The organism is Kitasatospora sp. NPDC057500, assembly GCF_042802195.1.
Taxonomy (GTDB): Bacteria; Actinomycetota; Actinomycetes; order Streptomycetales; family Streptomycetaceae; genus Kitasatospora.
In genome coordinates this window covers 1-25,337 of record NZ_JBHVER010000057.1, presented here as the reverse complement: position 1 = coordinate 25,337, position 25,337 = coordinate 1, and the positions used below count along the sequence as shown (strand labels likewise).

The 25,337-nt window shown below is 73.9% G+C and carries 19 protein-coding genes and 1 pseudogene; 1 reads left to right on the top strand and 19 read right to left on the bottom strand.

Annotated features, from left to right (window positions below; translation table 11 throughout):
* Positions 1-38: 38 nt before the first annotated feature.
* The 15 genes and pseudogenes from ACFU74_RS15155 to ACFU74_RS15085 form a co-directional block, all read right to left on the bottom strand.
* Positions 39-2,948: a putative bifunctional diguanylate cyclase/phosphodiesterase gene (locus ACFU74_RS15155; RefSeq protein ID WP_380756548.1), complete on the bottom strand. Its 2,910-nt coding sequence runs from the start codon at positions 2,946-2,948 to the stop codon at positions 39-41.
* A gap of 632 nt (positions 2,949-3,580) precedes the next feature.
* A complete protein-coding gene (locus tag ACFU74_RS15150; RefSeq protein WP_380756526.1) occupies positions 3,581-6,628 on the bottom strand; it encodes an AAA family ATPase in 3,048 nt (1,015 codons plus the stop codon).
* Between the two features lie 119 nt (positions 6,629-6,747).
* Positions 6,748-6,909 carry a hypothetical protein gene (locus tag ACFU74_RS15145; RefSeq protein WP_380756524.1) on the bottom strand — a complete coding sequence of 54 codons (162 nt, stop codon included), beginning with the start codon at positions 6,907-6,909 and terminating at the stop codon, positions 6,748-6,750.
* 222 nt (positions 6,910-7,131) lie between these two features.
* Complete coding sequence (gatB, locus tag ACFU74_RS15140) at positions 7,132-8,640, bottom strand: Asp-tRNA(Asn)/Glu-tRNA(Gln) amidotransferase subunit GatB (RefSeq protein WP_380756522.1); 1,509 nt, start codon at positions 8,638-8,640, stop codon at positions 7,132-7,134.
* A 74-nt stretch (positions 8,641-8,714) separates the two neighbouring features.
* On the bottom strand, positions 8,715-8,954 hold the full coding sequence (locus ACFU74_RS15135) for a hypothetical protein (RefSeq protein WP_350550178.1): 240 nt from the start codon (positions 8,952-8,954) through the stop codon (positions 8,715-8,717).
* On the bottom strand, positions 8,951-10,444 hold the full coding sequence (gatA, locus tag ACFU74_RS15130; RefSeq protein WP_380756520.1) for an Asp-tRNA(Asn)/Glu-tRNA(Gln) amidotransferase subunit GatA: 1,494 nt from the start codon (positions 10,442-10,444) through the stop codon (positions 8,951-8,953). Before gatA ends, ACFU74_RS15135 begins: the two co-directional genes overlap by 4 nt.
* Positions 10,445-10,449: 5 nt before the next feature.
* Complete coding sequence (gene gatC, locus ACFU74_RS15125) at positions 10,450-10,746, bottom strand: Asp-tRNA(Asn)/Glu-tRNA(Gln) amidotransferase subunit GatC (protein WP_035845952.1); 297 nt, start codon at positions 10,744-10,746, stop codon at positions 10,450-10,452.
* Positions 10,747-10,957: 211 nt separating this feature from the next.
* Positions 10,958-12,613, bottom strand: a pseudogene (locus tag ACFU74_RS15120) (putative bifunctional diguanylate cyclase/phosphodiesterase); the annotation flags it as partial.
* Between the two features lie 376 nt (positions 12,614-12,989).
* On the bottom strand, positions 12,990-15,371 hold the full coding sequence (ligA, locus tag ACFU74_RS15115) for an NAD-dependent DNA ligase LigA (RefSeq protein ID WP_380756546.1): 2,382 nt from the start codon (positions 15,369-15,371) through the stop codon (positions 12,990-12,992).
* Positions 15,372-15,395: 24 nt separating this feature from the next.
* Entirely contained in the window at positions 15,396-16,406 is a 1,011-nt protein-coding gene (locus ACFU74_RS15110) for a methionine synthase (RefSeq protein ID WP_380756518.1), read from the bottom strand.
* A gap of 25 nt (positions 16,407-16,431) precedes the next feature.
* Positions 16,432-17,121 (bottom strand): SDR family oxidoreductase, encoded by a 690-nt coding sequence (locus ACFU74_RS15105; RefSeq protein WP_380756516.1) that lies wholly within the window; start codon positions 17,119-17,121, stop codon positions 16,432-16,434.
* A 13-nt stretch (positions 17,122-17,134) separates the two neighbouring features.
* Positions 17,135-17,659 carry a TIGR00730 family Rossman fold protein gene (locus ACFU74_RS15100; protein WP_380756514.1) on the bottom strand — a complete coding sequence of 175 codons (525 nt, stop codon included), beginning with the start codon at positions 17,657-17,659 and terminating at the stop codon, positions 17,135-17,137.
* Positions 17,660-17,711: 52 nt separating this feature from the next.
* Positions 17,712-17,846 carry a hypothetical protein gene (locus tag ACFU74_RS15095; protein WP_380756512.1) on the bottom strand — a complete coding sequence of 45 codons (135 nt, stop codon included), beginning with the start codon at positions 17,844-17,846 and terminating at the stop codon, positions 17,712-17,714.
* A 206-nt stretch (positions 17,847-18,052) separates the two neighbouring features.
* Complete coding sequence (mnmA, locus tag ACFU74_RS15090; RefSeq protein ID WP_380756510.1) at positions 18,053-19,192, bottom strand: tRNA 2-thiouridine(34) synthase MnmA; 1,140 nt, start codon at positions 19,190-19,192, stop codon at positions 18,053-18,055.
* Between the two features lie 49 nt (positions 19,193-19,241).
* Entirely contained in the window at positions 19,242-20,423 is a 1,182-nt protein-coding gene (locus tag ACFU74_RS15085) for a cysteine desulfurase family protein (RefSeq protein WP_380756508.1), read from the bottom strand.
* 246 nt (positions 20,424-20,669) lie between these two features.
* On the opposite strand from ACFU74_RS15085, the gene ACFU74_RS15080 reads away from it, so the two are divergent.
* On the top strand, positions 20,670-21,425 hold the full coding sequence (locus ACFU74_RS15080; RefSeq protein ID WP_380756506.1) for an IclR family transcriptional regulator: 756 nt from the start codon (positions 20,670-20,672) through the stop codon (positions 21,423-21,425).
* Here the strand turns inward: ACFU74_RS15080 and ACFU74_RS15075 are convergent.
* The 4 genes from ACFU74_RS15075 to ACFU74_RS15060 all read right to left on the bottom strand — a co-directional run bounded on the left by ACFU74_RS15075 (position 21,361) and on the right by ACFU74_RS15060 (position 25,291).
* A complete protein-coding gene (locus tag ACFU74_RS15075) occupies positions 21,361-22,020 on the bottom strand; it encodes a trimeric intracellular cation channel family protein (protein WP_380756504.1) in 660 nt (219 codons plus the stop codon). The two genes, ACFU74_RS15080 and ACFU74_RS15075, sit on opposite strands and share 65 nt — an antisense overlap.
* Positions 22,021-22,114: 94 nt before the next feature.
* Entirely contained in the window at positions 22,115-23,179 is a 1,065-nt protein-coding gene (locus tag ACFU74_RS15070; protein ID WP_380756502.1) for an ABC transporter ATP-binding protein, read from the bottom strand.
* Positions 23,180-23,213: 34 nt separating this feature from the next.
* Positions 23,214-24,284, bottom strand: a complete 1,071-nt coding sequence (locus ACFU74_RS15065; RefSeq protein ID WP_380756500.1) for an ABC transporter ATP-binding protein — start codon at positions 24,282-24,284, stop codon at positions 23,214-23,216.
* Positions 24,281-25,291, bottom strand: a complete 1,011-nt coding sequence (locus tag ACFU74_RS15060; protein WP_380756498.1) for an ABC transporter permease — start codon at positions 25,289-25,291, stop codon at positions 24,281-24,283. Before ACFU74_RS15060 ends, ACFU74_RS15065 begins: the two co-directional genes overlap by 4 nt.
* Positions 25,292-25,337 lie beyond the last annotated feature (46 nt).

The window sequence follows — 25,337 nt, the reverse complement described above, 5'->3', positions numbered from 1 at the left end:
CGCATGGCAATGACCTTCCTCCCGTCAAGGCCCGACTGTCAAGCAGGTGGGACGGCAGTCTCGCCATGCGGACCTGCTCCCGGACCTGGCACGGCCTGGTGTTCGGGCAGGTCGGAGGGGCTGTGGTGAGCTGCGACACGTCCCTGCGCGCCCTCCGCGCGCCCACTCGTCCGGGCCTCCGCGGCCAGGTACGCTCGCCGGACCGGCGGCGGGCCCGGCGGCCGCGGCACCGGATAGGCGCGGCGGGCCAGGGCGCGCCTCAGCCTGCTCTCGTCCAGCGGCGCGGAGAAGGCCGAGCCCTGCACCTGGCGGCAGCCCAACTCCTGCAGCACGGCCACCTGGCGCGGCAGGTCGACGCCCTCGGCGCCGGTGACCAGACCGAGGTCGCGGCCGAGCCGCAGGGCGTGCCCGGCGAGCGTGCGGGCGACCGCGGAGTCGCCGAGGTCCTGGACCAGCGAGCGGTCCATTTTGAGGCCGTCCAGGGGCAGCCGGGCGAGCGCGCCGAGCGAGCCGCTGCCGGCCCCGAAGCCGGCCAGCGCGGTGGAGACGCCGAGCCGGCGCAGCGCGGCGAGCCGGCGGCCGAGTTCGTCCGCCAGGTCATCCGGGCCCGTCCTGGCCACCTCGACGATCAGTTGGCCGCCGGGCAGCCCGCTCTCGCGCAGCGCGGCGGCCACCGTCTCGTACAGGCCGGGCGCGCAGAGCCGCTCGGCGGAGAGCCGGACCGACACCGGGACCGGCGGCGGGACGGGAAGGCCGCGGGCGGGCAGGGCGCGGCGCAGCGCGGCGGCGCCGACCGCCTCGCGGACCAGCCAGCGGGCGTACCGGGCGGCGGCGTCGCCGGTCCCCGTGGAGCGCAGGAACTCGGCGGGGGTGAGCAGCAGTCCCTGCGCGGAGCGCCAGCGGGCCTGGGCCTCGACGGCGGTGACCGCGCCGCTCGCGAGGTCCACCACCGGCTGGTGGAGCAGTGCGAAGCCGCCCTCCCGGACGGCCGCCCGCAGCCGCTCGTCCAGTTCGGTGCGGCGCTCCAGGTCGGCGCGCATGGCCGGGGTGTAGAGCATCACCCGGCCCTTGCCCTCGGACTTGGCGCGGTACATCGCGAGGTCGGCGTTGCGCATCAGCTCGTCGGCGGCGGCCCGCGGGTCGGCGGCCGGGCCGCGTTCGGGGCTGCCGAAGGCGATGCCGATGCTGGCGGCGACGCTGAGTTCGCTGCCGCCGATCCAGTACGGCTCGGAGAGCGCGGTGCGCAGCCGTTCGGCGAGCTCCTGGACCTGGAGGCGGCCGAGCGGGCCGCAGACCAGGGCGGCGAACTCGTCGCCGCCGAAGCGGGCGACGGTGTCCCCGCAGCGGACGGCGCCCTGGAGCCGGCGGGCGGCCTGGACCAGCAGTTCGTCGCCGACCTGGTGGCCGGCGGTGTCGTTGACCGCCTTGAAGCCGTCCAGGTCGAGGAAGAGCGCCGCGACCCCGGCGCCGGCCTCGTCCTGCGGGCCGCGGGCGGCCAGCGCGGTGCGCAGCCGCTGGGTGAACAGCGCCCGGTTGGGCAGGTCGGTGAGCGGGTCGTGGAACGCGTTGTGCTGCAACTGGGCCTGGAGCATGACGCGTTCGGTGACGTCGCGGCTGTTCAGGATGAGGCCGTCGCGGTACCGGTCGACGGTGGACTCGACGTGCAGCCACTCACCGGCGCCGGAGGCGATCCGGCACTCCACCCGGGCGGCGGGCAGCGGCTCGCCGCCGGGGTCGCGGTGGGCGGCGAGCCGGCCGCGGGCCAGGAAGCGGCGGACCTCCAGCAGCACCCGGTCGACGTCCTCGGGGTGGATGAGGTCGAGCAGGTTGCCGCCGACCAGTTCCTCCGGGTCGCGCCCGTAGACGCCGAGCGCGGCCGGGGAGACGTAGGAGAGCACGCCGTTGGCGCCGGCGATCATGATGACGTCGCTGGAGCCCTGCACCAGGGAGCGGAAGTGCGCCTCCTTGTGGGCGAGTTCCTGGGCGAGCGAGAGGTTGTCCAGCAGCATGATGCCCTGCCGCAGGATCAGCGCGAGGCCGACGGTGCAGGCGGCCGAGGCCACCACCCGGTCCAGCGAGCGCCCACCGAGGGCGTTGTAGAGGATCCCGGCGGTGCAGACGGCGGCGGCCGCGTACGGGGTGAGCGCGCTGAAGGTGGTGGCGACCCGGCGGCGCGGCAGTCCGCCGAGCGCGGGGTGCTCGCGCAGCGGGCGGCGCCAGCGCGGGGACCACGGCGCCCAGGCGAGCAGCAGGCTGCCCGCGAACCAGCCGGCGTCCAGGAGTTCGCCGGAGTGGTAGCTGCTGCGCAGTTCGGGCGAGGTGAACAGGGCGTCGCAGAGCACGGTGACGGCGAGGCCGACCATGGCGGTGTGGACGGCGGCCCGGTTGCCGTCGCGGCCTCCGAAGCGCAGGCCGACGACCAGCGAGACGAGCAGGATGTCCAGCACCGGGTAGGCCAGGTTGAGGGCCAGCCGCAGCGGGGAGCCGGCCTCGCCGGCGGCGGTGCGGCCGAGCGCGAGGCTCCAGCTGAGGGTGAACAGCGAGCCGGCCACCAGCCAGCCGTCGAGCAGCAGGCAGAGCCAGCCGGCGGCGGTGCGCGGGCGCTGGGCGAGCACCAGGACGCCGGTGATGGCGAGCGGGGCGAACAGCAGGAAGGCGTACTCGGCGAGCGAGTTCGGCGGCAGCGGGGTGCGTTCGACCAGCTCGTACCAGCCCCAGGTGCCGTTGCCGAAGGCGACCATCAGCGAGGAGAGGCCGAACAGCAGCCAGGCCGGGCGGGCGTGGCCGCCGACCGTGCAGCCGTACGCGAGACAGGAGAGCGCGGCGGCGAGGGCGGCGGCGGCCAGTCCGAAGTCGCCCATGAAGACGGCGATCTGGCGCGAGCCCCAGCCGAGGGCGGCGCCCAGCGCGTAGGCGGCGCAGAGCACGCCGAGGGCGGCTCCGGGCAGCCTGCGGCTGCAGCGCGCCCGGCGGAGCGGCCCGGGTCTGCCGCCCCCGGGCGGCGGGACGGCCGGGCGGACGGCGGGACGGGGCACGCCGCGCGGGAACGGGTCCGGCGGGGGCGGGGGGCCGGCGGGCGGGCCGGCCACGGGCGGCGGTCCGCCCGCGAGCAGGTCGGTGTCCGGTGCCTGCGGCCGTCCGGCTCCGGGCAGCACCGCGTCGGTGGAGCTCACTCGGCCTCTCCCCCTCCGGCCCGGGACCTCGCGCCCCGGTCACGGACCACCGGCCGCGCGCCGGGTGGCCGTACGCGGTGACCTGGCGCCCCGTCGTCGGGGCTGTGGCCCAGGGGGCGGGGCGCCTGCCGGGCGTCCCGCCACACCGATGTTCCCGTCCGGGACCCTACACCACTTCGGTCACTCAATGACACGCACACTCAACTTAGAGTAATGGCCCCGGGGTGGGGAATTGCGCCCGATTCCACCGGAACGGGCCGGTTGGCGGGGGCGCACGGGCGGGGGCTCACGCGGCGCGCACAGGAGCACGGGGCAGCGCCCGCGCGACACCGGCGGCACCGGCGGCGGAGCACCGGCCGGGCCGGTGCCGCCCGGGGGCCGGGCGGACGGCGGCCGGCGGCGGGCGGTCAGCGGCCGGCCGGGGCCAGATCCTCGGGGAACAGCCGCAAACGGTGGGCCAGCGCGGCGGCTTCGCCCCGGCCGGCCACCGCGAGCTTGCCGAGGATGTTGGAGACGTGCACGCTCGCCGTCTTCGGCGAGATGTACAGTTCCTCGGCGATCTGCCGGTTGGTGCGCCCCCGCGCGAGCAATCGGAGCACGTCCCGCTCACGGGGGGTGAGGCCGAAGGAGTCCCCGGCCGGCGCCCGCACGGCCGGTGCCGGGCGGCCCGCGACGACCGCCAGGCCCGCCCGCTCGGCCAGTGCGTCGACCTCGGCGCGCAGCCCGGCGTCGCCCCGGACGGACGCCAGTCCCCTCGCCTCGCGCAGCAGTTCGACCCCGGCATCGCGGCGTCCGGCCAGCACCTCGGCCTCGCCGGCCCGCAGCAGGGCCAGCGCCAGCGGGTACGGCAGCCCGGTCGGGCGCAGCCACTCGACCGCGGCGGCCCAGTGCGCCGGGGTGTCCGCCCCCTCGGCCCGGGCCAGTTCGCCCTCCAGCAGCCGGGCCCAGCCGTGGTGCAGCGGCGCCGTCGGGGTCAGCCGGGCCGCGACCTCGACGATCCGGGCCAGCACCGCGGCCCGGCCCGCCTCGGCCTCCGGCAGGCCCCGGCTGTCCGCCTCGCTGGACGCGCCGTCGACCAGCAGCGGGAAGAAGTCGGCCAGGTAGCCGCAGGGGAAGTCCTGCGCCAGCGCGGCGAGCAGTTCGGCGCGCGCCTCCAGCGGGCGTCCGGCCAGGGCTGCGGTCCGCACCGCGAGCCGGCTGATCGGCACCGAGTGCTGGATCTGGCCGACCCGGTTGGCCGCCCGGGCCTGGGCGAGCAGCGCGGCGGCTCCGGCCAGGTCGCCGCGGAGCAGGGCGAGTTCCCCGCGCAGCCGGTCCAGGAACTCGGCGTGGGTGCCGCTCGGCCGGGTCAGGTCGCCCTCGTCGAGGACCAGTTCGGCCTCGTCGATCCGCCCGAGGTCCATCAGCGCCTCGGCGAGGTTCCCGCTCAGGATGGTGCCGATGTTGCGCTGCAGCCCGTTGCGGCGGGCCGAGTCCAGCCCCTCGCGGGCCAGCTCCGCGGCCTGCTCGGCCCGGCCGAGGCCGCGCAGCAGCGAGGCCAGGTTGTTGAGGCCGCGCAGCAGCAGGTCCGGGGCACCCAGCCCGCGGGCGGCCTCGACCGCGGCGGTCAGCTGCGCCACCGCGGCCTCCGGGTCGGCGTCCAGGTCGTTGCGCAGCCCGCCGAGGGTCATCAGGGCGTGCTGCTCGACCGTGTGGGCGCCGACCTCGCGGGCTATCCGGGCGGCCCGCTCGGCGAGCGCGACCAGTTCGGGGCGGGGGTTGGAGAGCATTCCGGCGCCGGCCCCGAGGGCGAACACCTCGGCCTGCACGGCGGACGGCGGCAGGTGCTCGACCAGCCGGTGCGCGTAGGCGATCTCCGCCTCGTCGCCGGAGCGGCGCAGATGGCCGAGCATCCGGGCCCGGTTGATCCGGAACCAGGCGGCGCGGGCCGGGTGCTCGGTCTCGTCGACGAGTTGCAGCGCCCGCTTCGCCAGGCTCAGCCCGCGCTCCCGGTCGCCGCTGCGGCGGGCCGCGACCACCGCCTCGGCCAGCACGTCGATCCGGCAGAGCCGGTCGCAGTCCTCGTCGTGCCGGCCGGCGTCGCAGGAGCAGGGCGGGTAGGTCTCGGCCCAGTCGTACGGGCGCAGGGTGTCGGCCAGCTGCTCGGCGGGGACCTCGTCCCACAGCTCCAGGGCCCGTTCCAGCATGCGCAGTTGCTCGGCGAAGGCGTTGCGGCGGCGGGCGGCGCGGGCGGCGTCCAGCGCGGTCGGCAGAGCCCGGGCCGGATGGTGCGCGTGGTACCAGTAGTTGGCCAGCCGGGCCGGGCGGGCGTCGGCGCCGACCAGCTGCGGCTCGGCCTCCAGGGCCTCGGCGAACCGGCGGTTGATCCGGTGCCGCTCGCCGGGCAGCAGGTCGTCCGAGACGGCCTCGCGGACCAGCGCGTGCCGGAACCGGTAGCCGTCGCCGTCCGGGGCCGGGCGCAGGATGTTGGCGCCGACCGCGGCGCGCAGCGAGCCGATCAGCCGCTCCTCGTCCTCCAGGACGGCGGCGAGCAGGGCGTGTTCGACGTTGGAGCCGCCCTCGGCGGCGATCCGCAGCACCCGCTGGGTCTCCTCGTCCAGCGCCTCGACCCGGACCAGCAGGATGTCCCGCAGCGAGTCGGTGAGCCCGGTCGAGCAGCCCTCCCGCAGCGCGGTGGCCAGCTCCTCGACGAAGAACGGGTTGCCCTCGGAGCGGCGGTGGACGCGCTCGACCAGGGCGCGGTCCGGCGCGGCGGTGCCGAGGATGCCGGCCAGCTGGGCGGCCACCTCGCCGGGGCCGAAGCGCTCCAGCTCCAGCCGGCGCACCGTGCGCAGCCGCTCCAGCTCGGCCAGGAAGGGTCGCAGCGGGTGGCGGCGGTGCAGGTCGTCGGTGCGGTAGGTGGCGACCAGCAGGACCCGGGCCCGGTGCAGGGTGCGGACCAGGTAGGCGAACAGCTCCCGGGTGGAGCGGTCGGACCAGTGCAGGTCCTCGACGGCGAGCACGAAAGTACGGTCCGTGCCGAGCCGTTCGAACAGCCTCGCGGTGTGCTCGAACAGCCGGGCCCGGCCGTACTCGTCGTTGGGTTCGCCGTCGGCCTCGCCGAAGTCGGGCAGCAGCCGGGCGAGATGGCCCTCCATCCCGGCGGCGGCGCTCTCCAGCTCGGTGCCCAGACACCGGTGCAGCCGGCGCAGCGCGGTGGCCAGCGGCGCGTAGGGCAGGCCCTCGGCGCCGACCTCCAGACAGCCTCCGTCGGTGGTGAGCACGCCGCGGGAGTCCGCCAGGCGCAGGAACTCCTCCAGCAGCCGGGTCTTGCCGACGCCCGCCTCGCCGCCGATCAGCACGGTCTGCGGCTCGCCGCGCCCGGCCCGGTCCAGCGCGTCCGTCAGGTCGGTGAGCTCCGGGTCGCGGCCGACGAAGACGGGACTCACCGAGATCTGCTGCATGGAAGCGAGCATGCCACAGGGGTCCTGCCCGCTCCGAGGGGTTATCGCGCCCGGCGAACGCCCGGAGGGGGAGGCGCTCCCCTGTGGCGCCTCCCCCTCCGTGGCCCGCTCGGCACCATGGTGCCGGTTCGTCAGCATTCGCCGGGGCGTGCGGTGCGCCGCTGGAGGCGCAGCCCCACGTTCGGCCGCCGTCCGGTGCGCCCGGCGGTCCTCGCCTCGCGGACCAGCCGCTGGTGCTCGGCCTGGGCCCGGAGTTCCTGTTCCTGCTGCTTGATGAGCTCGTACTCGATCACGGTGCTTCCCCTCGTGGGTTCGGGTGTCTCCCTCGTGCTGAGTAGAGACTCCTCTCCCAGGGGGGCGGCGGGCATCGGCAGGCTTCCGGATCTTCCGGGGCCCGATCGCCTTAGGCCACCCGCCGGAGGAACGACGAAGGCCCGGCCTCACCCCTTGTGCAGGGTAAGACCGGGCCCCGGTCGGCTAAGCAGGCCTTAGATTGCCTTAGGCGCCTTGGAAACTCAGGCGGAAACGCCCAGCTTCTCCAAGATCAGATCCTTCACGCGGGCCGCGTCGGCCTGCCCGCGGGTGGCCTTCATGACCGCGCCGACCAGCGCGCCGACCGCGGCGACCTTGCCGTCGCGGATCTTGGCGGCGACCGCCTCGTTCTCGGCGATGGCCTGGTCGACGGCGGCGCCCAGCGCGGAGTCGTCCGAGACGACGGCCAGGCCGCGCTTCTCGACGATCTCGTCCGGCTCGCCCTCGCCGGCCAGCACGCCCTCGATGACCTGGCGGGCCAGCTTGTCGTTCAGCTTGCCCTCGGCGACCAGCGCGGTGACCCGGGCGACCTGCGCCGGGGTGATCGGCTGCTCGGCCAGCTCGGTGCCGGTCTCGTTGGCGCGGCGGGCCAGCTCGCCCATCCACCACTTGCGGGCCTGGTCGGCCGGGGCACCGGCGGCGATGGTCTCCTGGATCGGCTCGACGGCGCCGGCGTTCAGCACCGACTGCATGTCCTTGTCCGACAGGCCCCACTCGGCCTGGAGCCGGGCCCGGCGCACCCGGGGCAGCTCGGGCAGCGCGGCGCGCAGCTCCTCGACCCACTCGCGGGACGGCGCGACCGGCACCAGGTCCGGCTCCGGGAAGTACCGGTAGTCCTCGGCGTTGTCCTTGATCCGGCCGGAGGTGGTGGAGCCGTCGTCCTCGTGGAAGTGCCGGGTCTCCTGGACGATCGTGCCGCCGTCGACCAGCACCGTGGCGTGGCGCTGGATCTCGAACCGGGCGGCCCGCTCGACGCTGCGCAGCGAGTTGACGTTCTTGGTCTCCGAGCGGGTGCCGAAGGTCTCGGTGCCGTTGGGGCGCAGCGACAGGTTGACGTCGCAGCGCATCTGGCCCTTGTCCATCCGGGCCTCGGAGACGCCCAGCGAGCGGATGAGCTCGCGCAGCTCGGCGACGTAGGCGCGGGCGACCTCGGGGGCCCGCTCGCCGGCGCCGGTGATCGGCTTGGTGACGATCTCGATCAGCGGGATGCCGGCCCGGTTGTAGTCCAGCAGCGAGTGGGTGGCGCCGTGGATGCGGCCGGTCGCGCCGCCGACGTGGCTGGACTTGCCGGTGTCCTCCTCCATGTGGGCGCGCTCGATCTCCACCCGGAAGGTCGAGCCGTCCTCCAGCTGCACGTCGAGGTAGCCGTTGAAGGCGATCGGCTCGTCGTACTGCGAGGTCTGGAAGTTCTTCGGCATGTCCGGGTAGAAGTAGTTCTTCCGCGCGAACCGGCACCACTCGGCGATCTCGCAGTTCAGCGCCAGACCGATCTTGACGGCCGACTCCACGCCGACCGCGTTGACCACCGGCAGCGAGCCCGGCAGCCCCAGGCAGGTCGGGCAGACCTGGCTGTTCGGCTCGGCACCCAGCTCGGTCGAACAACCGCAGAACATCTTGGTCTTGGTGCCCAGCTCGACGTGGACCTCAAGGCCCATCACCGGGTCGTACGACGCGAGAGCGTCCTCGTAGGAGACCAGGTTCTTGACGCTCACAGCGTCCCCTTCACTCAAAAGTCTTCGGTGGTGCGGGTCCGGCCGCCACCGCGGTGCCGGCCGGACCCCGCGGGCTAGCCCAGCAGGACGTCGTCGTCGCCGAGGCGGCGCAGCTCGCGCACCAGCAGGGCGGTGCCGGTGACCAGCGCGGCGGCGCCGACCAGGGCGTTGACCAGCTTCAGGGTGTCGCTCTCGTCGCGGGCCCTGCGGACGTCCTTGACGATGGAGATCGCGCCGAACGCGCTGGTCCCGATGGACAGCCACAGCCCCGGCTTCGAATGCTTGAAGCCCTTGGCCTTCTCGATCTTGCTCACAGTGCCGGTGCCTCCTCCAGCAGGGTGTGCCCCCACTTGTCGTTGAGTGCGGCCTCGACGGCGCCGCCCACGCGGTACAGGCGGTCGTCCGCCATCGCGGGTGCGATGATCTGCAGGCCGACCGGGAGATTGTCCTCCGGGGCGAGGCCGCAGGGCAGCGACATCGCCGCGTTGCCCGCGAGGTTGGACGGAATCGTGCAGAGGTCGGCCAGGTACATCGCCATCGGGTCGTCGGCGCGCTCGCCGATCGGGAAGGCGGTGGTCGGGGTGGTCGGCGAGACCAGGACGTCCACGCCGGCGAACGCGGCGTCGAAGTCGCGGGAGATCAGCGTGCGCACCTTCTGGGCCGAGCCGTAGTAGGCGTCGTAGTAGCCCGAGGAGAGCGCGTAGGTGCCGAGGATGATGCGGCGCTTGACCTCGGGGCCGAAGCCGGCCTCGCGGGTCAGCGCGGTGACGTCCTCGGCGGAGCGGGTGCCGTCGTCGCCGACCCGCAGGCCGTAGCGCATCGCGTCGAAGCGGGCCAGGTTGGACGAGGCCTCACTGGGCGCGATCAGGTAGTACGCGGGCAGCGCCAGGGTGAACGACGGGCAGGAGACCTCGACGACCTCGGCGCCCAGCTCGCGCAGCAGCTCCACCGACTCGTTGAAGCGCTGCATGACGCCGGCCTGGTAACCCTCGCCGGCGAACTCCTTCACCACGCCGATCCGCATGCCGCGCACGTCGCGCATCCGGGCGGCCTCGACCACGGCCGGGACCGGCGCGTCGATCGAGGTGGAGTCCAGCGGGTCGTGGCCGGCGATGGCCTCGTGCAGCAGCGCCGCGTCCAGCACGGTGCGGGCGCACGGGCCGCCCTGGTCCAGGCTGCTGGAGAAGGCCACCAGGCCGTAGCGGGAGACCGAGCCGTAGGTCGGCTTCACGCCGACGGTGCCGGTGACGGCGCCGGGCTGGCGGATCGAGCCGCCGGTGTCGGTGCCGATCGCCAGCGGGGCCTCGAAGGCGGCCAGCGCGGCCGCCGAGCCGCCGCCGGAGCCGCCGGGGATCCGGGAGAGGTCCCACGGGTTGCCGGTGGTGCCGTAGGCGGAGTTCTCGGTGGAGGAGCCCATCGCGAACTCGTCCATGTTGGTCTTGCCGAGGATGACGGCGCCGGCGTCCTTGAGCCGCGAGGTCAGGGTGGCGTCGTACGGCGGGATCCAGCCTTCGAGGATCTTCGAGCCGCAGGTGGTCGGCACGCCCTTGGTGGTGAAGACGTCCTTCAGCGCCAGCGGGACGCCGGCCAGCGGGCCCAGCTCCTCGCCCTTGGCGCGCTTCTCGTCGACGGCCCGGGCGGCGCTCAGCGCGCCCTCGGTGTCGACGTGCAGGAAGGCGTTGACCTTCTGGTCGACGGCCTCGATGCGGTCCAGGTGCGCCTGCGCGACCTCGACGGCGGAGACCTCGCCCTTGGCGATGGCGGCGGCCGTGTCGGCGGCGGTGTAGCGAATCAGGTCGGTCATCTCGGTCAGTCCTCCCCGAGGATCTGGGGAACGCGGAAACGCTGCTCCTCGGCGGCCGGGGCACCGGCCAGCGCCTGCTCCGGGGTGAGCGACGGCCGGACCTCGTCCGCGCGCATGACGTTGGTCAGCGGCAGCGGGTGGGAGGTGGGCGGGACGTCCTGTCCGGCGACCTCGGAAACGCGGGCGACCGCGCCGATGATCACGTCGAGCTGCTCGGCGAAGTGGTCCAGCTCTTCGGCCTGCAACTCAAGACGCGACAGCCGAGCGAGGTGGGCGACCTCCTCGCGCGTGATGCCAGGCATGCAGCGATCCTCAGGGTGAGTTCTGGTGAGGCCCGGATCCGCCTTCCGACGGTGCCGGGCCCGGGCCGGGAGCGGCCTGTCCGGCGCTCCCGTCCTCGTGGTCTGTGGCCCCATCCTATGGGGCGCGGCCCGGCCACCGGCCAACGACCGGCGGCGGCCCGGGGGTCGCCCCCGCCGCGCGGCCCGGCCCGCGGCGGCCCGGGGACGGTTTCTACTGCGGGCGGGTCGGCGCCCAGCGCTGCTGCTTGGGCGCCTGGATCTCCAGCGCGGCGGCCTGCACCGCCTGGACCACGGGCGGCAGGGCGGGCTTGATCACCGGCGGCAGCCGCTCGGCGGAGGCCGCGGCGAGCCGCTCCACCGGCGGGGCGCCGGTGCGGTGCACCCGCAGCCAGGCGGTGGCCTGCTCGGCCGGCAGCGCCGCCGACACCAGCCAGCCCTGCACCGCGTCCACGCCCATGCAGTTCAGCCGCTCCCAGGTCTCGTCGTCCTCGACGCCCTCGGCGACCACGGTCAGGCCGAGCGAGTGGGCCAGCTCGACCGAGCAGCGGACCACCGCCGCGTCGTGGTCGTCGGCGACCATCCGGGAGACGAAGGAGCGGTCGATCTTCAGCTCGCCGACCGGCAGGCTGCGCAGCCGCACCAGCGAGGAGTGGCCGGTCCCGAAGTCGTCCAGGGACATCCCGACCCCGTAGCCGCGCAGTTCGGCGAGGGTGTCGGCGGCCCGCCGGGAGTCGTCCAGCAGCAGCCGCTCGGTGATCTCCAGCTGGAGCGCGTGGGCCGGCACCTGGTGGCGCACGAGGTGGCCGGCGACCCGCTGGGCGAAGCCGGGGTTGAGCACGTCGCGCGGCGAGACGTTCACCGCGACCTGCACCTGGAGGCCCTGCTCGCGCCAGTGGGCGAGCTGGCCGACGGCGGCCTCCAGCACGTAGTCGGTCAGCCGGGGCATCAGCCCGCTGGACTCGGCGAGGCCGACGAACTCGTCCGGCGAGACCCGGCCCTGGCCCGGGCGCTCCCAGCGAAGCAGCGCCTCCAGCCCGACCACCCGGCCGTCGAAGGCCACCTTGGGCTGGTAGTGCAGCTGCACCTCGCCGGTCTCCAGGGCCCGCCGCAGGTCGCCCAGCAGGCCGATCCGGTACGGGGTGTCGGCGTCCTGCGTCTCGTCGTACTGCTCGACCGAGGTGCGGCCGCGCTGCGCGTGGCCCATCGCGACGTCGGCCCGGCGCAGCAGCGACTCGGCGTCCTGGGCGTGCCGCGGGAAGACGCAGACGCCCGCGCTGGCCTCCAGGACGAGCAGCAGGCCGTCGAGGCGGATCGGCGCGGCCAGTTCGGCGATCAGCGCCTTGGCCACCTTCTCCAGTGCGTCCGGGCAGCCGATGCCGGGCAGCAGCACGGCGAACTCGTCGCCGCCCATCCGGGCCACCATCGGGCGGCCGCGGTAGTGCCGGGGCAGGCCGGCGAAGACGTCGTCGATGGACTCCCGGGTGGCGCTGCCGGCCGCCCCGCCGGAGCGCAGGGCCCGGTGCAGCCGACGGGCGATGTGGACGAGCAACCGGTCGCCGGCGGTGTGGCCGAGGGTGTCGTTGAGCGACCGGAAGCGGTCGAGGTCGAGCAGGATCAGACCGACGCTGTACCCCTCGGAGTGCTCGGCGATCGACTCCTGGGCGGCGAGCAGCAGCGCCTGGCGGTTGGGGAGGTCGGTCAGCGGGTCGGTCAGCTGGTCGCGCGCCCGGTCCCGGGCGATCCGCCAGGCGGCGACCAGGACGGCCAGCGGCACCGCGAACAGCGGCAGCAGTTCCGCCTCGTAGCGGTAGACCAGCACGGCCAGCGGGATGAGCGGCGCCGCGCCGGCCAGCAGCACGCCGAGCAGCAGAACGACCCCCGCCACCCCCTGCGGCGGGCGCGTGGGAGCGCCGCCGGTCGTACGATCCATAAGCCCAGTCCTCCGTCGGGCCCGCCCCGTCAGGCCGCCTAGCGGTGAGGCACCGTACCGGTACCGGCAGCCTGCCGGGCATGGAGCGGCCCCGCGGAGTCCGGCCCGGCCGGTACCCCCACCCCTGCTGACACTCTGTTGCGCTCCAGGGTATGCGCGGCTTCACCCGACGGGCAGACTTTCGGACAACCGGACATACGCCACCATGTCCCGGTGCCGCACGGTGACACGATGCCCGTAAACACTGTGCGGCACCCGATGACGCTGCATCAGGACGATAACAAGCCGGATTCGGGGCTTCCGCGCGCGGGGGTCAGTCCCCGGAGGGCTCCGCGGCGGGCTGCTCCCCGGCCTGCGGCTCCTCCTCGGCGGCCTCCTCGGTGGCCTCCTCTGCGGCCTTCCCGGCCGCGGCCTTCTTCTTCGCGGGCGCCTTCTTCACCGGCTCCTCCGGCGGCTCCGGCGGCAGCCCCAGGTGGACCCGGGCGGCGGCCGACCCCTGCTCCAGCAGGATCGCGAAGCCCGCGTCGTCGAGGACCGGCAGCCCCAGCTGGACCGCCTTGTCGTACTTGGACCCGGGGTTGTCGCCGGCGACCACGAAGTGGGTCTTCTTCGACACCGAACCGGTCACCTTCGCTCCGCGCGAGGTCAGCGCCTCCTTGGCGCCGTCCCTGGTGTGCCCGGCCAGCGTGCCGGTGACGACGACCGTCAGCCCCTCCAGCGGGCGCTCGCCCTCCTCCTCGGCCGCCTCCTCGGTGAAGCGGACGCCGGCGGCGCGCCACTTCTCGACGATCTCCCGGTGCCAGTCCACCTGGTACCACTCGACGATCGAGCGCGCGGTGCCCGCGCCGACGCCCTCGGTGGCGGCCAGCCGCTCCTCGCTCGCCGCGAAGATCGCGTCCAGGTCGCGGAACTCCCGGGCGAGGTCCTGGGCGGCCACCGGGCCGACGTGCCGGATCGAGAGGCCGTTGAGGAAGCGCCAGAGCGGGCGGTCCTTGGCCTTCTCGATGTTCTCCAGCATCACCCCGGTGTTCTTCTTCGGCGCGCCGGCGGTGGTGGCGAAGAAGAACACCTCCTTCTCCTCGCCGGTCTCGTCGTCGAGCTTCGGCATGCCGGTCTTCTGGTCGCGCACCAGCACCTTGATCGGCAGCAGCTGCTCGACCGTCAGGCCGAAGATGTCGCCCTCGTTGCCCACCGGCGCCTCGGCCGGCTCCAGCGGCTGGGTCAGCGCGGTGGCCGCGACATAGCCGAGGCCCTCGATGTCCAGCGCCGAGCGCCCGCCGAGGAAGGCGATCCGCTCGCGGATCTGGGCCGGGCAGAACCGCGCGTTGGGGCAGCGCAGGTCGATGTCGCCCTCCGCCATCGCCCGCAGTTCGCTGTCGCACTCGGGGCAGTGCGAGGGCATCACGAAGGCCTGCTCGGTGCCGTCCCGCAGGTCGTACACCGGGCCGAGGATCTCCGGGATCACATCGCCGGCCTTGCGCAGCACCACGGTGTCGCCGAGCAGGACGTCCTTGGCCTTGACGACCTCCTGGTTGTGCAGCGTCGCGTACTGCACCATCGAGCCGGCCACCTTCACCGGCTCGGCCAGCACCGCGTACGGGGTGGCCCGGCCGGTGCGGCCGATGCCGACCTTGATCGCGGCCAGCTTGCCGGTGACCTCCTCCGGCGGGTACTTCCAGGCGATCGCCCAGCGCGGGGACTTCGAGGTGGAGCCGAGCCGCCCCTGCAGGGCGATCTCGTCCACCTTGACGACCACGCCGTCGATCTCGTGCTCGACCGAGTGCCGCTGCTCGCCGAAGTGCTTGATGAACGCCCGCACCTCGTCCAGCGTGCCGACCACCCTGTTGTGCCGGGCGGTCGGCAGGCCCCACTCGCGCAGCAGGTCGTAGGCGTGCGACTGGTTGTCGATGTCGAAGCCGGAGCGCGCGCCGATGCCGTGCACCACCATGTGCAGCGGGCGGGAGGCGGTGACCAGCGGGTCCTTCTGGCGCAGCGAGCCGGCGGCGGCGTTGCGCGGGTTCATGAACAGCCGGATCATCGCCCGGGGCCGCTTGCCCTCCTTGGCGCGCTCCTCGTTCTCCACCCGGCGGCGCTCGTTCTCCTCCGCGAAGGAGGCGTTGAGCGCCTCGAAGGCCTCGGTCGGGAAGTAGACCTCGCCGCGGATCTCCACCAGCGCCGGGACGTCGTCGCCCCGGAGCCGGTGCGGGATCTCCTTGATGGTGCGGACGTTGGCGGTGATGTCCTCGCCGACCCGGCCGTCGCCGCGGGTCGCCGCCTGCACCAACTGGCCGTTCTCGTACGTGAGGTTGACGGCCAGGCCGTCCACCTTGAGCTCGCACAGGTAGTGGTACTCGATGCCGGACAGCTCGGTGGCGACCCGCTCGGCCCAGGCGGCCAGCTCCTCGTCGTCCATCGCGTTGTCCAGGCTGAGCAGCCGCTCCCGGTGCTCGACCGGCGCGAACAGCAGGGTCGGCGTGCCGCCGACCTTCTGCGTGGGCGACTCCGGGGTGACCAGCGCCGGGTGCTCGGCCTCCAGCCCCTCCAGCTCGCGCATCAGCGCGTCGAACTCGGCGTCGCTGACGATCGGCGCGTCCTGCCCGTAGTAGCGGGCCCGGTGGTCCGTGATCTCGGCCGCCAGCTCGGCGTGCCGCTTGCGCACCTCCGCCGGAACGTCCTCCCAGCCCTCGACAGCCACCACCGCAAGCCCTCCGTCAATCTCTCATTCCGGGTTGTCCACCAGGCTCCGGGCCGCCTTCACACTGAGTGACAACGCCGTGCGCGCGTAGGACGGGGAGGCCCCGGCCAGACCGCAGGTCGGCGTCACCAGCACACGGCGGCCCAGCAGCTCCGGGGAGAACCCGAGCCTGCGCCACAACGTCCTGACAACCTGGACACTACCGGCCGGGTCTGACAGTGCCCGGTCAGTGGAGGGGACGACACCCGCGAAGATCACGGTGCCCGCCTCGACCGCCTCGCCGAGGTCGTCGTCCTCACGCTCGGTCAGCAGCGAGAAGTCCAGCGACACACCGGCCACCCCGGCCCGGCGCAGCAGCGGCAGCGGCACCCCGGGCGCGCAGCAGTGCACCACGACCGGCGCGTCCAGCCCGCGGACCAGCTCGCGCAGCGTCTCCTCCGCCACCTGCCGGTCGACGGCGCGCAGCCGCTGGAAGCCGCTGGCCGTCTTCACCTCGCCGGCCAGCACGGCGGGCAGCGAGGGCTCGTCCAACTGGAGCACCACCTCCGCGCCGGGCACCCGCTTGCGGATGTCGGCGAGGTGGCGGCGCAGGCCCTCGGTGAGCGAGCCGGCGATGTCCCGGCAGGCGCCGGGGTCGGCGAGCGCCTTCTCGCCGTGCCGGAGTTCGACGGACGCCGCCAGCGTCCACGGGCCGACCGCCTGGACCTTCAGCGCGCCCTGGTAGCCCTGGGTGGACTCCTCCAGGGCGTCGAGGTCCTCGCCGAGCCAGGAGTGGGCGCGCCGGGTGTCCCTGCCGGGGCGGTCGGTGAACCGCCAGCCGCTCGGCTCGGTCTGCGCGAACAGCTCGACGAGCAGGCCGGCGGAGCGGCCGATCATGTCGGCGCCCGGCCCGCGGGCGGGCAGCTCCGGGAGGAACGGCAGGTGCTCCAGCGCGCCGGTGGAGGTCCTGGCGGCCTCCCGGGCGTCGGTGCCGGGCAGCGAGCCGACGCCGGTGGCGGCGCCGACCAGGTCGGGGAAGGGGTGTCCGTTGCTCACCCGCCCGAGCCTAGTCGGCCACCGGTCACCGCCCCGGGCGGACCGTGATGTCGGTGATCTCCGCGTCCCGGGAGGCGTCCAGCGCCGCCAGGACGGCCTTGGCCACCGACTCCGGCTCGATCCACTGGCCGGCGTCGTACTGCTTGCCCTCCTGCTGGTGCACCTTGGCCTGCATCGCGGTGGCGGTGCGGCCCGGGTAGACGGAGGTGACGCGGACGCCGTTGCCGTGCTCCTCCAGCCGCAGCGAGTCCGCGAGCGCCTTCAGCCCGTGCTTGCTCGCCGCGTACGCCGACCACTCGGCGCCGGCGCGCAGGCCGGCGCCCGAGTTGACGAAGACCACGTGGCCCTTGACCAGCCGCACCGAGGGCAGCAGCAGCCGGGTCAGCTCGGCGGGGGCGACCAGGTTGACGTTCAGGGTGTCCTGCCAGGCCTTGACCGGCAGGTCGCCGACCGGGCCCAGCTCGACCGTGCCGGCCACGTGCAGCAGCGAGTCCAGCTCGACCGGCAGCGCCTGGTGCCCGAAGGCCCAGGACAGCTTGGCCGGGTCGCCGAGGTCGCCGACCAGGGTCTTCGCGCCGGGGAAGCGCTCGCGCAGCTCGGCGGCGCGGCGGGCGTCGCGGGCCAGCAGCCAGAGCTCGTCGCCGCGTTCGGCGAGACGTGCGGCGAGGACGGCGCCGATGCCGGAGCCGGCGCCGGTGATCAGATGAGTGGCCATGGTTCCGATCCTCTCAGGCCTTCAGCTGTTCGAAGACCTGGGCGGGGGTGTCGGCGAAGGTGACCAGCTCGGTGAGCGGGCGCGGCAGGAAGCCCTCCGCGTCCATCCGCTCCAGCTGGGTGCGCAGGCCCGCGTAGAACCCCTCGGTGTCCAGGACGACCACCCGCTTGTCGTGCAGCGCGTGCTTCTTGAGCTCCAGCACCTCGGTGACCTCGTCCAGCGTCCCCAGCCCGCCGACCAGCACGACCACCGCGTCCGCCCGCGACAGCAGCATCGCCTTGCGCTCCGCGAGGTCGGCGGTGGTGACCAGCTCGTCCGCGCCCTCGTACGCCTTGTGCTTCAGGAACTCGACGGATATCCCGACCAACCGCCCGCCCGCGGCCCTGACCCCGTCCGCCAGCTCCCCCATCAGCCCGGCATTGGAGCCACCCCACACCAGGGTGTGCCCGCCCTCCCCGAGGAGCCGGGCGAACTCGGCGGCGGGGGCGGAGTAACGGTCGTCGAGCGGGGCGGCGGAGCAGAAGACGCAGATGTTCATAGTGGAATCCGGTCTATCACGCCTCGGCGCCCTCGTTCACCACCTTTGTTCCTCAGCCCTTGTACGGCAGGAGCGCCGCCAGGCTCAGCGCGAAGCCGAAGGGCTCCGGGATGTGGATCTCGTCACCGAACTTCCGGTCACTGCGGGTGTGGTACCGGTCGTGGTCGGGTTCGGAGAACAACGTCACGGCGTGTTGCCGCGGGTCCACGATCGGAGTGGCGTCCCGAAGAATGCGCAAAGCCATCGCAGAGCTTCGAACAGCCCAGCTGATCGAGACGCAGCACGGCCGCGGCTCCTTCGCCCGCTCCCGCCCACCGGTTCGGCGCAAGTCCGCGGACCGCTTCCGCCCGCGCCGCCGGGCCGGCGGCGCGGGCGGTCACAACCGGGCCGTGCTCAGGCTGGGACGGCCGGGCGGTGGGTGGTGGCGATGGTGGCGGAGCCGATGACGCGGGGGCCGTCGTAGAGGACGACGGCCTGGCCGGGGGCGATGCCGCGGGCGGGGGTGTCGAGGTGGACGTGGAGGGTGTCGTCGACGACGGAGGCGGTGACGGGGACCTCCTCGCCGTGGGCGCGGAGCTGGGCGGTGTAGCGGCCGTCGGTGAGGGGTTCGGTGCCGCACCAGCGGGGGCGGATGGCGGTGAGGCCGGTGACGTCCAGGCCCTCGACCGGGCCGACGGTCACGGTGTTGTTCACCGGGGAGATGTCGAGGACGTAGCGCGGCTTGCCGTCGGCGGCCGGGCGGCCGATCCGCAGGCCCTTGCGCTGGCCGATGGTGAAGCCGTACGCGCCGTCGTGCTCGCCGAGCTTGGTGCCGTCGACGTCCAGGATGTCGCCGGTGGCGGTGCCGAGGTGCTCGGCCAGGAAGCCCTGGGTGTCGCCGTCCGCGATGAAGCAGATGTCGTGCGAGTCCGGCTTCTTGGCGACGGCCAGGCCGCGCCGCTCGGCCTCCTCGCGGATGACGTCCTTGGTGGTGTCGCCGAGCGGGAAGAGCGAGTGGGCGAGCTGGTCGGCGTCGAGCACGCCGAGGACGTAGGACTGGTCCTTGGCGGCGTCGACGGCCCGGTGCAGTTCGCGCGTGCCGTCCGGGAGGTCGACGATCCGGGCGTAGTGGCCGGTGCAGACGGCGTCGAAGCCGAGCGCGATCGCCTTGTCCAGCAGCGCGGCGAACTTGATCTTCTCGTTGCAGCGCAGGCACGGGTTCGGGGTGCGCCCGGCCGCGTACTCGGCGACGAAGTCGTCGATGACGTCCTCGCGGAACCGCTCGGCGAGGTCCCAGACGTAGAACGGGATGCCGATCACGTCGGCGGCGCGGCGCGCGTCCCGGGAGTCCTCGATGGTGCAGCAGCCGCGTGCCCCGGTCCGGAAGGACTGCGGGTTGCTGGACAGCGCCAGGTGCACGCCGGTCACCTCGTGCCCGGCTTCGACGGCGCGGGCGGCGGCGACGGCGGAGTCCACCCCGCCGGACATCGCCGCGAGCACGCGCAGGCGGCCAGTGGCGGACGGAGCGGTCGGGGCACCCGGGAAGTCAGTCATGATGAGTCCAAGCGTACGTGGTGCCGCCCGGCATTCCGCCGGGGTTTCCTCAGCGCCGGACGGCCGCCAGGCCCGCGTTGCGGGCGCGCTGGACGGCCGGCGCGACGGCCTCGGCGAGCGCGGTGACGTCGGAGCGGCTCGACGTGTGTCCGAGCGAGAACCGCAGCGAGGCGCGGGCCAGCAGCGGGTCGACGCCCATCGCCAGCAGCACGTGGCTGGGCTGCGGGACGCCGGCCGAGCAGGCCGACCCGGTGGAGCACTCGATCCCCTGGGCGTCGAGCAGCATCAGCAGCGCGTCGCCCTCGCAGCCGGGGAAGGAGAAGTGCGCGTTGGCGGGCAGCCGCCCCTCCGCCGCCGGATCGCCGTTGAGCACCGCGTCCGGGACGGCGGCCAGCACCGAGGCGACCAGCTCGTCCCGGAGCGCCCCCAGCGTGCCGGCGTGCTCGGCGCGCCGCTCGACGGCGACGGCCGCCGCGGCGGCGAAGCCGGCGGCGCCGGGCGCGTCCAGGGTGCCGGAGCGGACGTCGCGCTCCTGGCCGCCGCCGTGCAGCAGCGGCACGGGCGTCGCGCCGCGCGACAGCAGCAGCGCGCCGATGCCGAACGGGCCGCCGATCTTGTGGCCGGTGACGGTGAGCGCGGTGAGTCCGGAGTCGGCGAAGGAGACCGGGACCTGGCCGAGCGCCTGCACCGCGTCGGCGTGCATCGGGATGCCGTACTCGGCGGCCACGGCGGCGAGTTCGACGACCGGCTGGACGGTGCCGACCTCGTTGTTCGCCCACATCACGGTGACCAGCGCGACCGAGGCCGGGTCGCGCTCGATCGCCTCGCGCAGCGCCGCCGGGTGGACCCGGCCGAACGCGTCCACCGGCAGGTAGTCGACGGTGGCGCCCTCGTGCTCGGCGAGCCAGTGCACCGCGTCCAGCACCGCGTGGTGCTCGACCGGGCTGCACAGCACCCGGGTGCGGGCCGGGTCGGCGCCGCGGCGGGTCCAGTACAGGCCCTTGACGGCCAGGTTGTCGGACTCGGTGCCGCCGCCGGTGAGGACGATCTCGCTGGGGCGGGCGCCGAGCGACTCGGCCAGCGACTCGCGGGCCTCCTCGACCACGCGGCGGGCCCGGCGGCCGGCCGCGTGCAGGGAGGAGGCGTTGCCGACGACCCCCAGGTGCGCCGTCATCGCGGCGATCGCCTCGGGCAGCATCGGCGTGGTCGCCGCATGGTCCAGGTATGGCATAACCATCCGATTGTAGAGGCCCCCCGGCCTGCACCGGACCGGCTCGGACGGACGCAGCCGACCACATCGCGCCACATCGCGCCGCACCGGGCCACATCCGGCCGGAGCGCACCGATCCGGCCACCGGACGCCGCGCACCGCCGCGCTGCCCGTCCGGGCAACCCGGTACGGAGCCGGGCGCGCCAGCGGTTAGCCTGACGGCCACCGCTCACGCGGGCGGACCGGAACAGCGAGTTGGGGGGCGGAATGTCGCAGTCCCTCGACCGCGCCCTGACCCTGCTCGGCTCGCTCGGCGACGGCCCGGTCTCCCTGGGGCAGGCCGCCGCCTCGATCGGCGTGCACAAGTCCACCGCGCTGCGGCTGCTGCGCACCCTGGAGGAGCACGGCTTCGTCCACCGGCTGTCCGACCGCCGCTACCGCCTGGGCGGCCGGGTGCTGTCGCTGGCGCAGCGGGCGTTGCAGGGGATCGACGTCCGGCAGGTGGCCGCCCCGTACCTGGCGGCGCTGCACGAGCGCTTCGGCTGCACGGTGCAGCTGGCGGTGCTGGAGGACGACGAGGTGCTGTACCTGGACGAGCTGACCGGGCGGTGGAGCACCGGGGCGGGCCTGCCGGACCGGATCGGGCGGCGGGCGCCGGCCGCGGGGACGGCGATCGGCCGGGTGCTGCTGGCCGGGCTGCCGCAGGACGGCCGTGCGGAGGAGGAGCTGCCCGCCGAGCTGGCGGCGGTGCGCCGCAGGGGCTGGGCGGCGGAGTCGTCCGGGCACCTGGAGACGGTGACGAGCGTGGCGGCGCCGGTGGCCGGCAGTGACCGGCGGGCGGTCGCGGCGTGCGCGGTCTCGGCGCCGGCGGACCGGGTGTCGCCGGCCGAGCTGGTGCGGCTGGTGCCGGAGCTGCTCTGCACGGCGGAGGCGATCTCGCTGGCGTACGGCGGCTCGCCTACTCCTCGCTGGTGCGAGAACCGTTGCGGTGCCAGGCCCGTGGTGCGCGCCAGCCGTACTTGAGGGCGAGCATCCGCAGGACGAAGGCGGTGAGCGCGGCGGCGGTGCCGGTGGCGGCGGTGAGGCTGTCCAGCGCGATCAGGACGGCGACCAGCGCGGCGCCGACCAGCGCGGGCACCGCGTAGATCTCGCGGTCCCAGCGGAGCAGCGAGGGGATCTCGCCGGCCAGGACGTCGCGCATCACGCCGCCGCCGGCCGCGGTCACCATGCCGAGGGCGACGGAGGAGACGGCGCCGAGGCCGAAGTCGTGGGCCTTGGCGGTGCCGGTGACGCAGAACAGGCCGAGGCCGAGCGCGTCCAGGGTCTGCACGGCCCGGTTGATCCGTTCGACCTCGGGGTGCAGGAAGAAGACGACCAGGGCGGCGATCAGCGGGTCGACGAAGTAGCCCAGGTTGGTGAAGGCGGCGACCGGGGTGGCCCCGATGACGAGGTCGCGCATCACACCGCCGCCGAGCGCGGTGACCTCGGCCAGCACACAGATGCCGAAGATGTCCATGTTCTTGCGGACGGCGAGCAGCCCCCCGGAGAGGGCGAAGACGAAGATGCCGACGAGGTCCAGCGACTGCTGCACGTCGGAGGGGAAGATCTGCGAGGTCACCGCACCAGTGTGACCCGGCCGAGCCTCCCCTCCGGTCCAGCGGTCACGCGGTGGCGAGCGTCTTCTCCCCCGCGACGGCGTTCTCCGGACTGTGCTAGTCGTTCCCCGCGCTGCCCTCGGGGAAGTGGCACGCGACCTGGTGCCCCGCCGAGGCGACGGCGAGCGGCGGCTCCTGGCTCGCGCAGATCTCCTGGGCCTTCCAGCAGCGGGTGCGGAAGCGGCAGCCGCTGGGCGGGTTGATCGGCGAGGGCACGTCGCCCTTGAGCAGGATCCGCTCGCGCCCGGCGCGCTGGCGGCGGCGCGGGTCGGGCACCGGCACGGCGGACATCAGCGCGGTGGTGTACGGGTGCATCGGGGCGCGGTAGAGCGAGTCCCGGTCGGCGATCTCGACGATCTTGCCCAGGTACATCACCGCGACCCGGTCGGAGACGTGCCGGACCACCGAGAGGTCGTGCGCGATGATCAGGTAGGTCAGGCCGAGCTCCCGCTGGAGGTCGTCGAGCAGGTTGACCACCTGGGCCTGGATGGAGACGTCGAGCGCGGAGACCGGCTCGTCCGCGACGATCATCTTGGGGCGCAGGGCGAGCGCCCGGGCGATGCCGATGCGCTGGCGCTGGCCACCGGAGAACTCGTGCGGGTAGCGGTTGTAGTGCTCGGGGCTGAGCCCGCACAGTTCCAGCAGCTCCTGGACGGCCTTCTTGGTCCCGCCCTCGGGCTCGGCCTTCTGCAGCCTGAACGGCGCGCCGACGATGGTGCCGACGGTGTGCCGGGGGTTCAGCGAGGAGTACGGGTCCTGGAAGATCATCTGGATGTCGCGGCGCAGCGGCCGCATCGCCCCGACACCCAGGTGGGTGATGTCGGTGCCCTCGAACTCGACCGTCCCGCCGGTGGGTTCGTCGAGCCGGGTGACCAGCCGGCCCATCGTCGACTTGCCGCAGCCGGACTCGCCGACGACGCCCAGGGTCTCGCCGGCGTTGACCGTGAAGTCGATGCCGTCGACCGCCCGGACGGCGCCGGTCTGGCGCCGCAGCAGGCCGCTGTGGATGGGGAAGTGCCGGGTCAGGCCGGTCACCTTGAGCAGCGGCCGCCGGTCCGGGGCGGGCGCCTGCTCGGGCACCTTCTTCATGGGTGCGGGGCCCGCCGCCTGAGTGTCCGTCATCGGTTCTCTCCAGAATGGTGGTACGAGGCCGGGCTCACAGCCGGGGCGCGATCTCTTCGGCGAAGATGCGGTGCCGCTCGGCGAGCGCGAGGTGGCAGGCGGCGTGGTGTCCGGGCGCGACCTCGGTGAGACCGGGGGTCTCCTCGGTGGAGCGCCCACCGGTCAGCGCGGCGTAGGGGCAGCGCGGGTGGAAGGCGCAGCCGGACGGCACGTTGATCAGGCTGGGCGGGGTGCCCTTGACCGGGACGAGGCGGTCCTGCAACTCGCGGTCCAGGCGCGGCATCGAGCCCAGCAGGCCCCAGGTGTAGGGGTGTTCGGGCGCGTCGAAGAGGCTCTCGGCGGGGCCGCGCTCGACGCACTTGCCGCCGTACATCACCAGGATGTCGTCGGCGAGTTCGGCGACCACCCCGAGGTCGTGGGTGATGATGATGACGGCCGAGCCGAACTCCTCCTGGAGGTCGCGGATGAGGTCCAGGATCTGCGCCTGGACGGTGACGTCCAGCGCGGTGGTGGGCTCGTCGGCGATCAGCAGCGAGGGGTCGTTGACCAGCGCCATGGCGATCATGGCGCGCTGGCGCATGCCGCCGGAGAACTGGTGCGGGTAGTCGTCGACCCGGCGGTCGGGCTGCGGGATGCCGACCCGGTCGAGCATCTCCACGGCGCGGGCGCGGGCCTGCTTCTTGCCCGCCTGCGGGTGGTGCACCCGGTAGGCCTCGACGATCTGCTGCCCCACCGTGTAGTAGGGGTGCATCGCGGTGAGCGGGTCCTGGAAGATCATCGCCATCTGCCGGCCGCGCAGTTCGCGGACCCGGTCCGGACCGGCTCCGACGAGTTCCTCGCCGTCGAGCCAGATCTCGCCGCTGATCCGGGCCCGCTTGGAGCGGTGCAGGCCCATGATGCCGAGCGAGGTGACGGACTTGCCGGAGCCGGACTCGCCGACGATGCCGAGGGTGCGGCCCTTGGCGAGGTCGAAGCTGACCCCGTCGACGGAGCGGACCAGGCCGTCGTCGGTGTCGAAGTGGATCCGCAGGTCCCGCACCGAGAGGAAGGCGTCCTGCCCGCCCGGGGCGGCCGCGCGGGCCGGGGTCTTCTGGAGCTCGGTCACGACAGCCTCACCCGGGGGTCGACAGCGGCGTACAGGAGGTCGACCACGAGGTTGCAGAGGACGACGAAGAAGGCGGCGAGCAGGGTGACGCCGAGGATCTTCGGCAGGTCGTTGTCGGAGATCGCCTGGACGGCGAACTGGCCGACGCCCTGGAGCGAGAAGACCTGCTCGGTGATCAGCGCGCCGCCGAGCAGCAGTCCGAGGTCCATGCCGAAGATGGTGACGATCGGGGTGAGCGCGGCGCGCAGCCCGTGCCGGGTGACGACCTTGGACTCGGCCAGACCCTTGGCCCGGGCGGTGCGGATGTAGTCCTCGCTCATCGTCTCCAGCATTCCGGCGCGGGTGAGCCGGGCGTAGAGCGCGGAGTAGAGGAAGGCCAGCGAGATCCACGGGAGGATCAGGTTGCGGGCCCACATCAGCGGGTTCTCGGTGAAGTCGACGTACTGGAGGTTGTCCAGGATCGGCCACTCGTAGCTGAACACGGTGAGCAGCAGCGCGCCGGTGAAGAAGACCGGCAGCGAGACGCCGGCCAGCGCGATGCCCATCGAGAGCCGGTCGAAGATCGAGCGCGGCTTGAGCGCGGAGATGACACCGGTGGTGATGCCGGACACCAGCCAGACCACGGCGGCGCCGATGGCCAGCGAGACGGTGACCGGGATCCGCTTGGTCAGCTCGGGCCAGACCTCCAGGTGGTTCTTGAAGGAGTAGCCGAAGCAGGGCACGTGGCAGGTGGCCGGTTCCGGGCCGAACTGGTACTCGGCGCCGCTGACCAGCGCCTTGAGGAAGTTCCAGTACTGGGTGTACAGCGGCTGGTCGAGGCCGAGGTTCTGCTTGACCGCCTTGATCGCCTCGGGAGAGGGGTTCTTCCCGATGTACTGGGTGGCCAGCTGGTCGACCGTCTGTCCGGCGAGGCGCGGAAGCAGGAAGAAGATCGCGAAGGTGACCGCGCTGACGACCAGCAGCAGCACCGCGGCCGCGAGGATCCTGCGGATGATGTAGGCAAACACAGTTGGTCGGCTCCGGCCACCCGCCGCCGTCCGGGATCCTCCGGAC

Excerpts from the sequence above, each read along its gene's own strand:
- ACFU74_RS15150 (WP_380756526.1), bottom strand. The coding sequence starts at position 6,628 with ATGCTCGCTTCCATGCAGCAGATCTCGGTGAGTCCCGTCTTCGTCGGC.
- gatA (WP_380756520.1), bottom strand. The coding sequence starts at position 10,444 with ATGACCGACCTGATTCGCTACACCGCCGCCGACACGGCCGCCGCCATC.
- gatC (WP_035845952.1), bottom strand. The coding sequence starts at position 10,746 with ATGCCTGGCATCACGCGCGAGGAGGTCGCCCACCTCGCTCGGCTGTCG.
- ACFU74_RS15105 (WP_380756516.1), bottom strand. The coding sequence starts at position 17,121 with ATGGCCACTCATCTGATCACCGGCGCCGGCTCCGGCATCGGCGCCGTC.
- ACFU74_RS15100 (WP_380756514.1), bottom strand. The coding sequence starts at position 17,659 with ATGAACATCTGCGTCTTCTGCTCCGCCGCCCCGCTCGACGACCGTTAC.
- mnmA (WP_380756510.1), bottom strand. The coding sequence starts at position 19,192 with ATGACTGACTTCCCGGGTGCCCCGACCGCTCCGTCCGCCACTGGCCGC.
- ACFU74_RS15085 (WP_380756508.1), bottom strand. The coding sequence starts at position 20,423 with ATGCCATACCTGGACCATGCGGCGACCACGCCGATGCTGCCCGAGGCG.
- ACFU74_RS15080 (WP_380756506.1), top strand. The coding sequence starts at position 20,670 with ATGTCGCAGTCCCTCGACCGCGCCCTGACCCTGCTCGGCTCGCTCGGC.
- ACFU74_RS15070 (WP_380756502.1), bottom strand. The coding sequence starts at position 23,179 with ATGACGGACACTCAGGCGGCGGGCCCCGCACCCATGAAGAAGGTGCCC.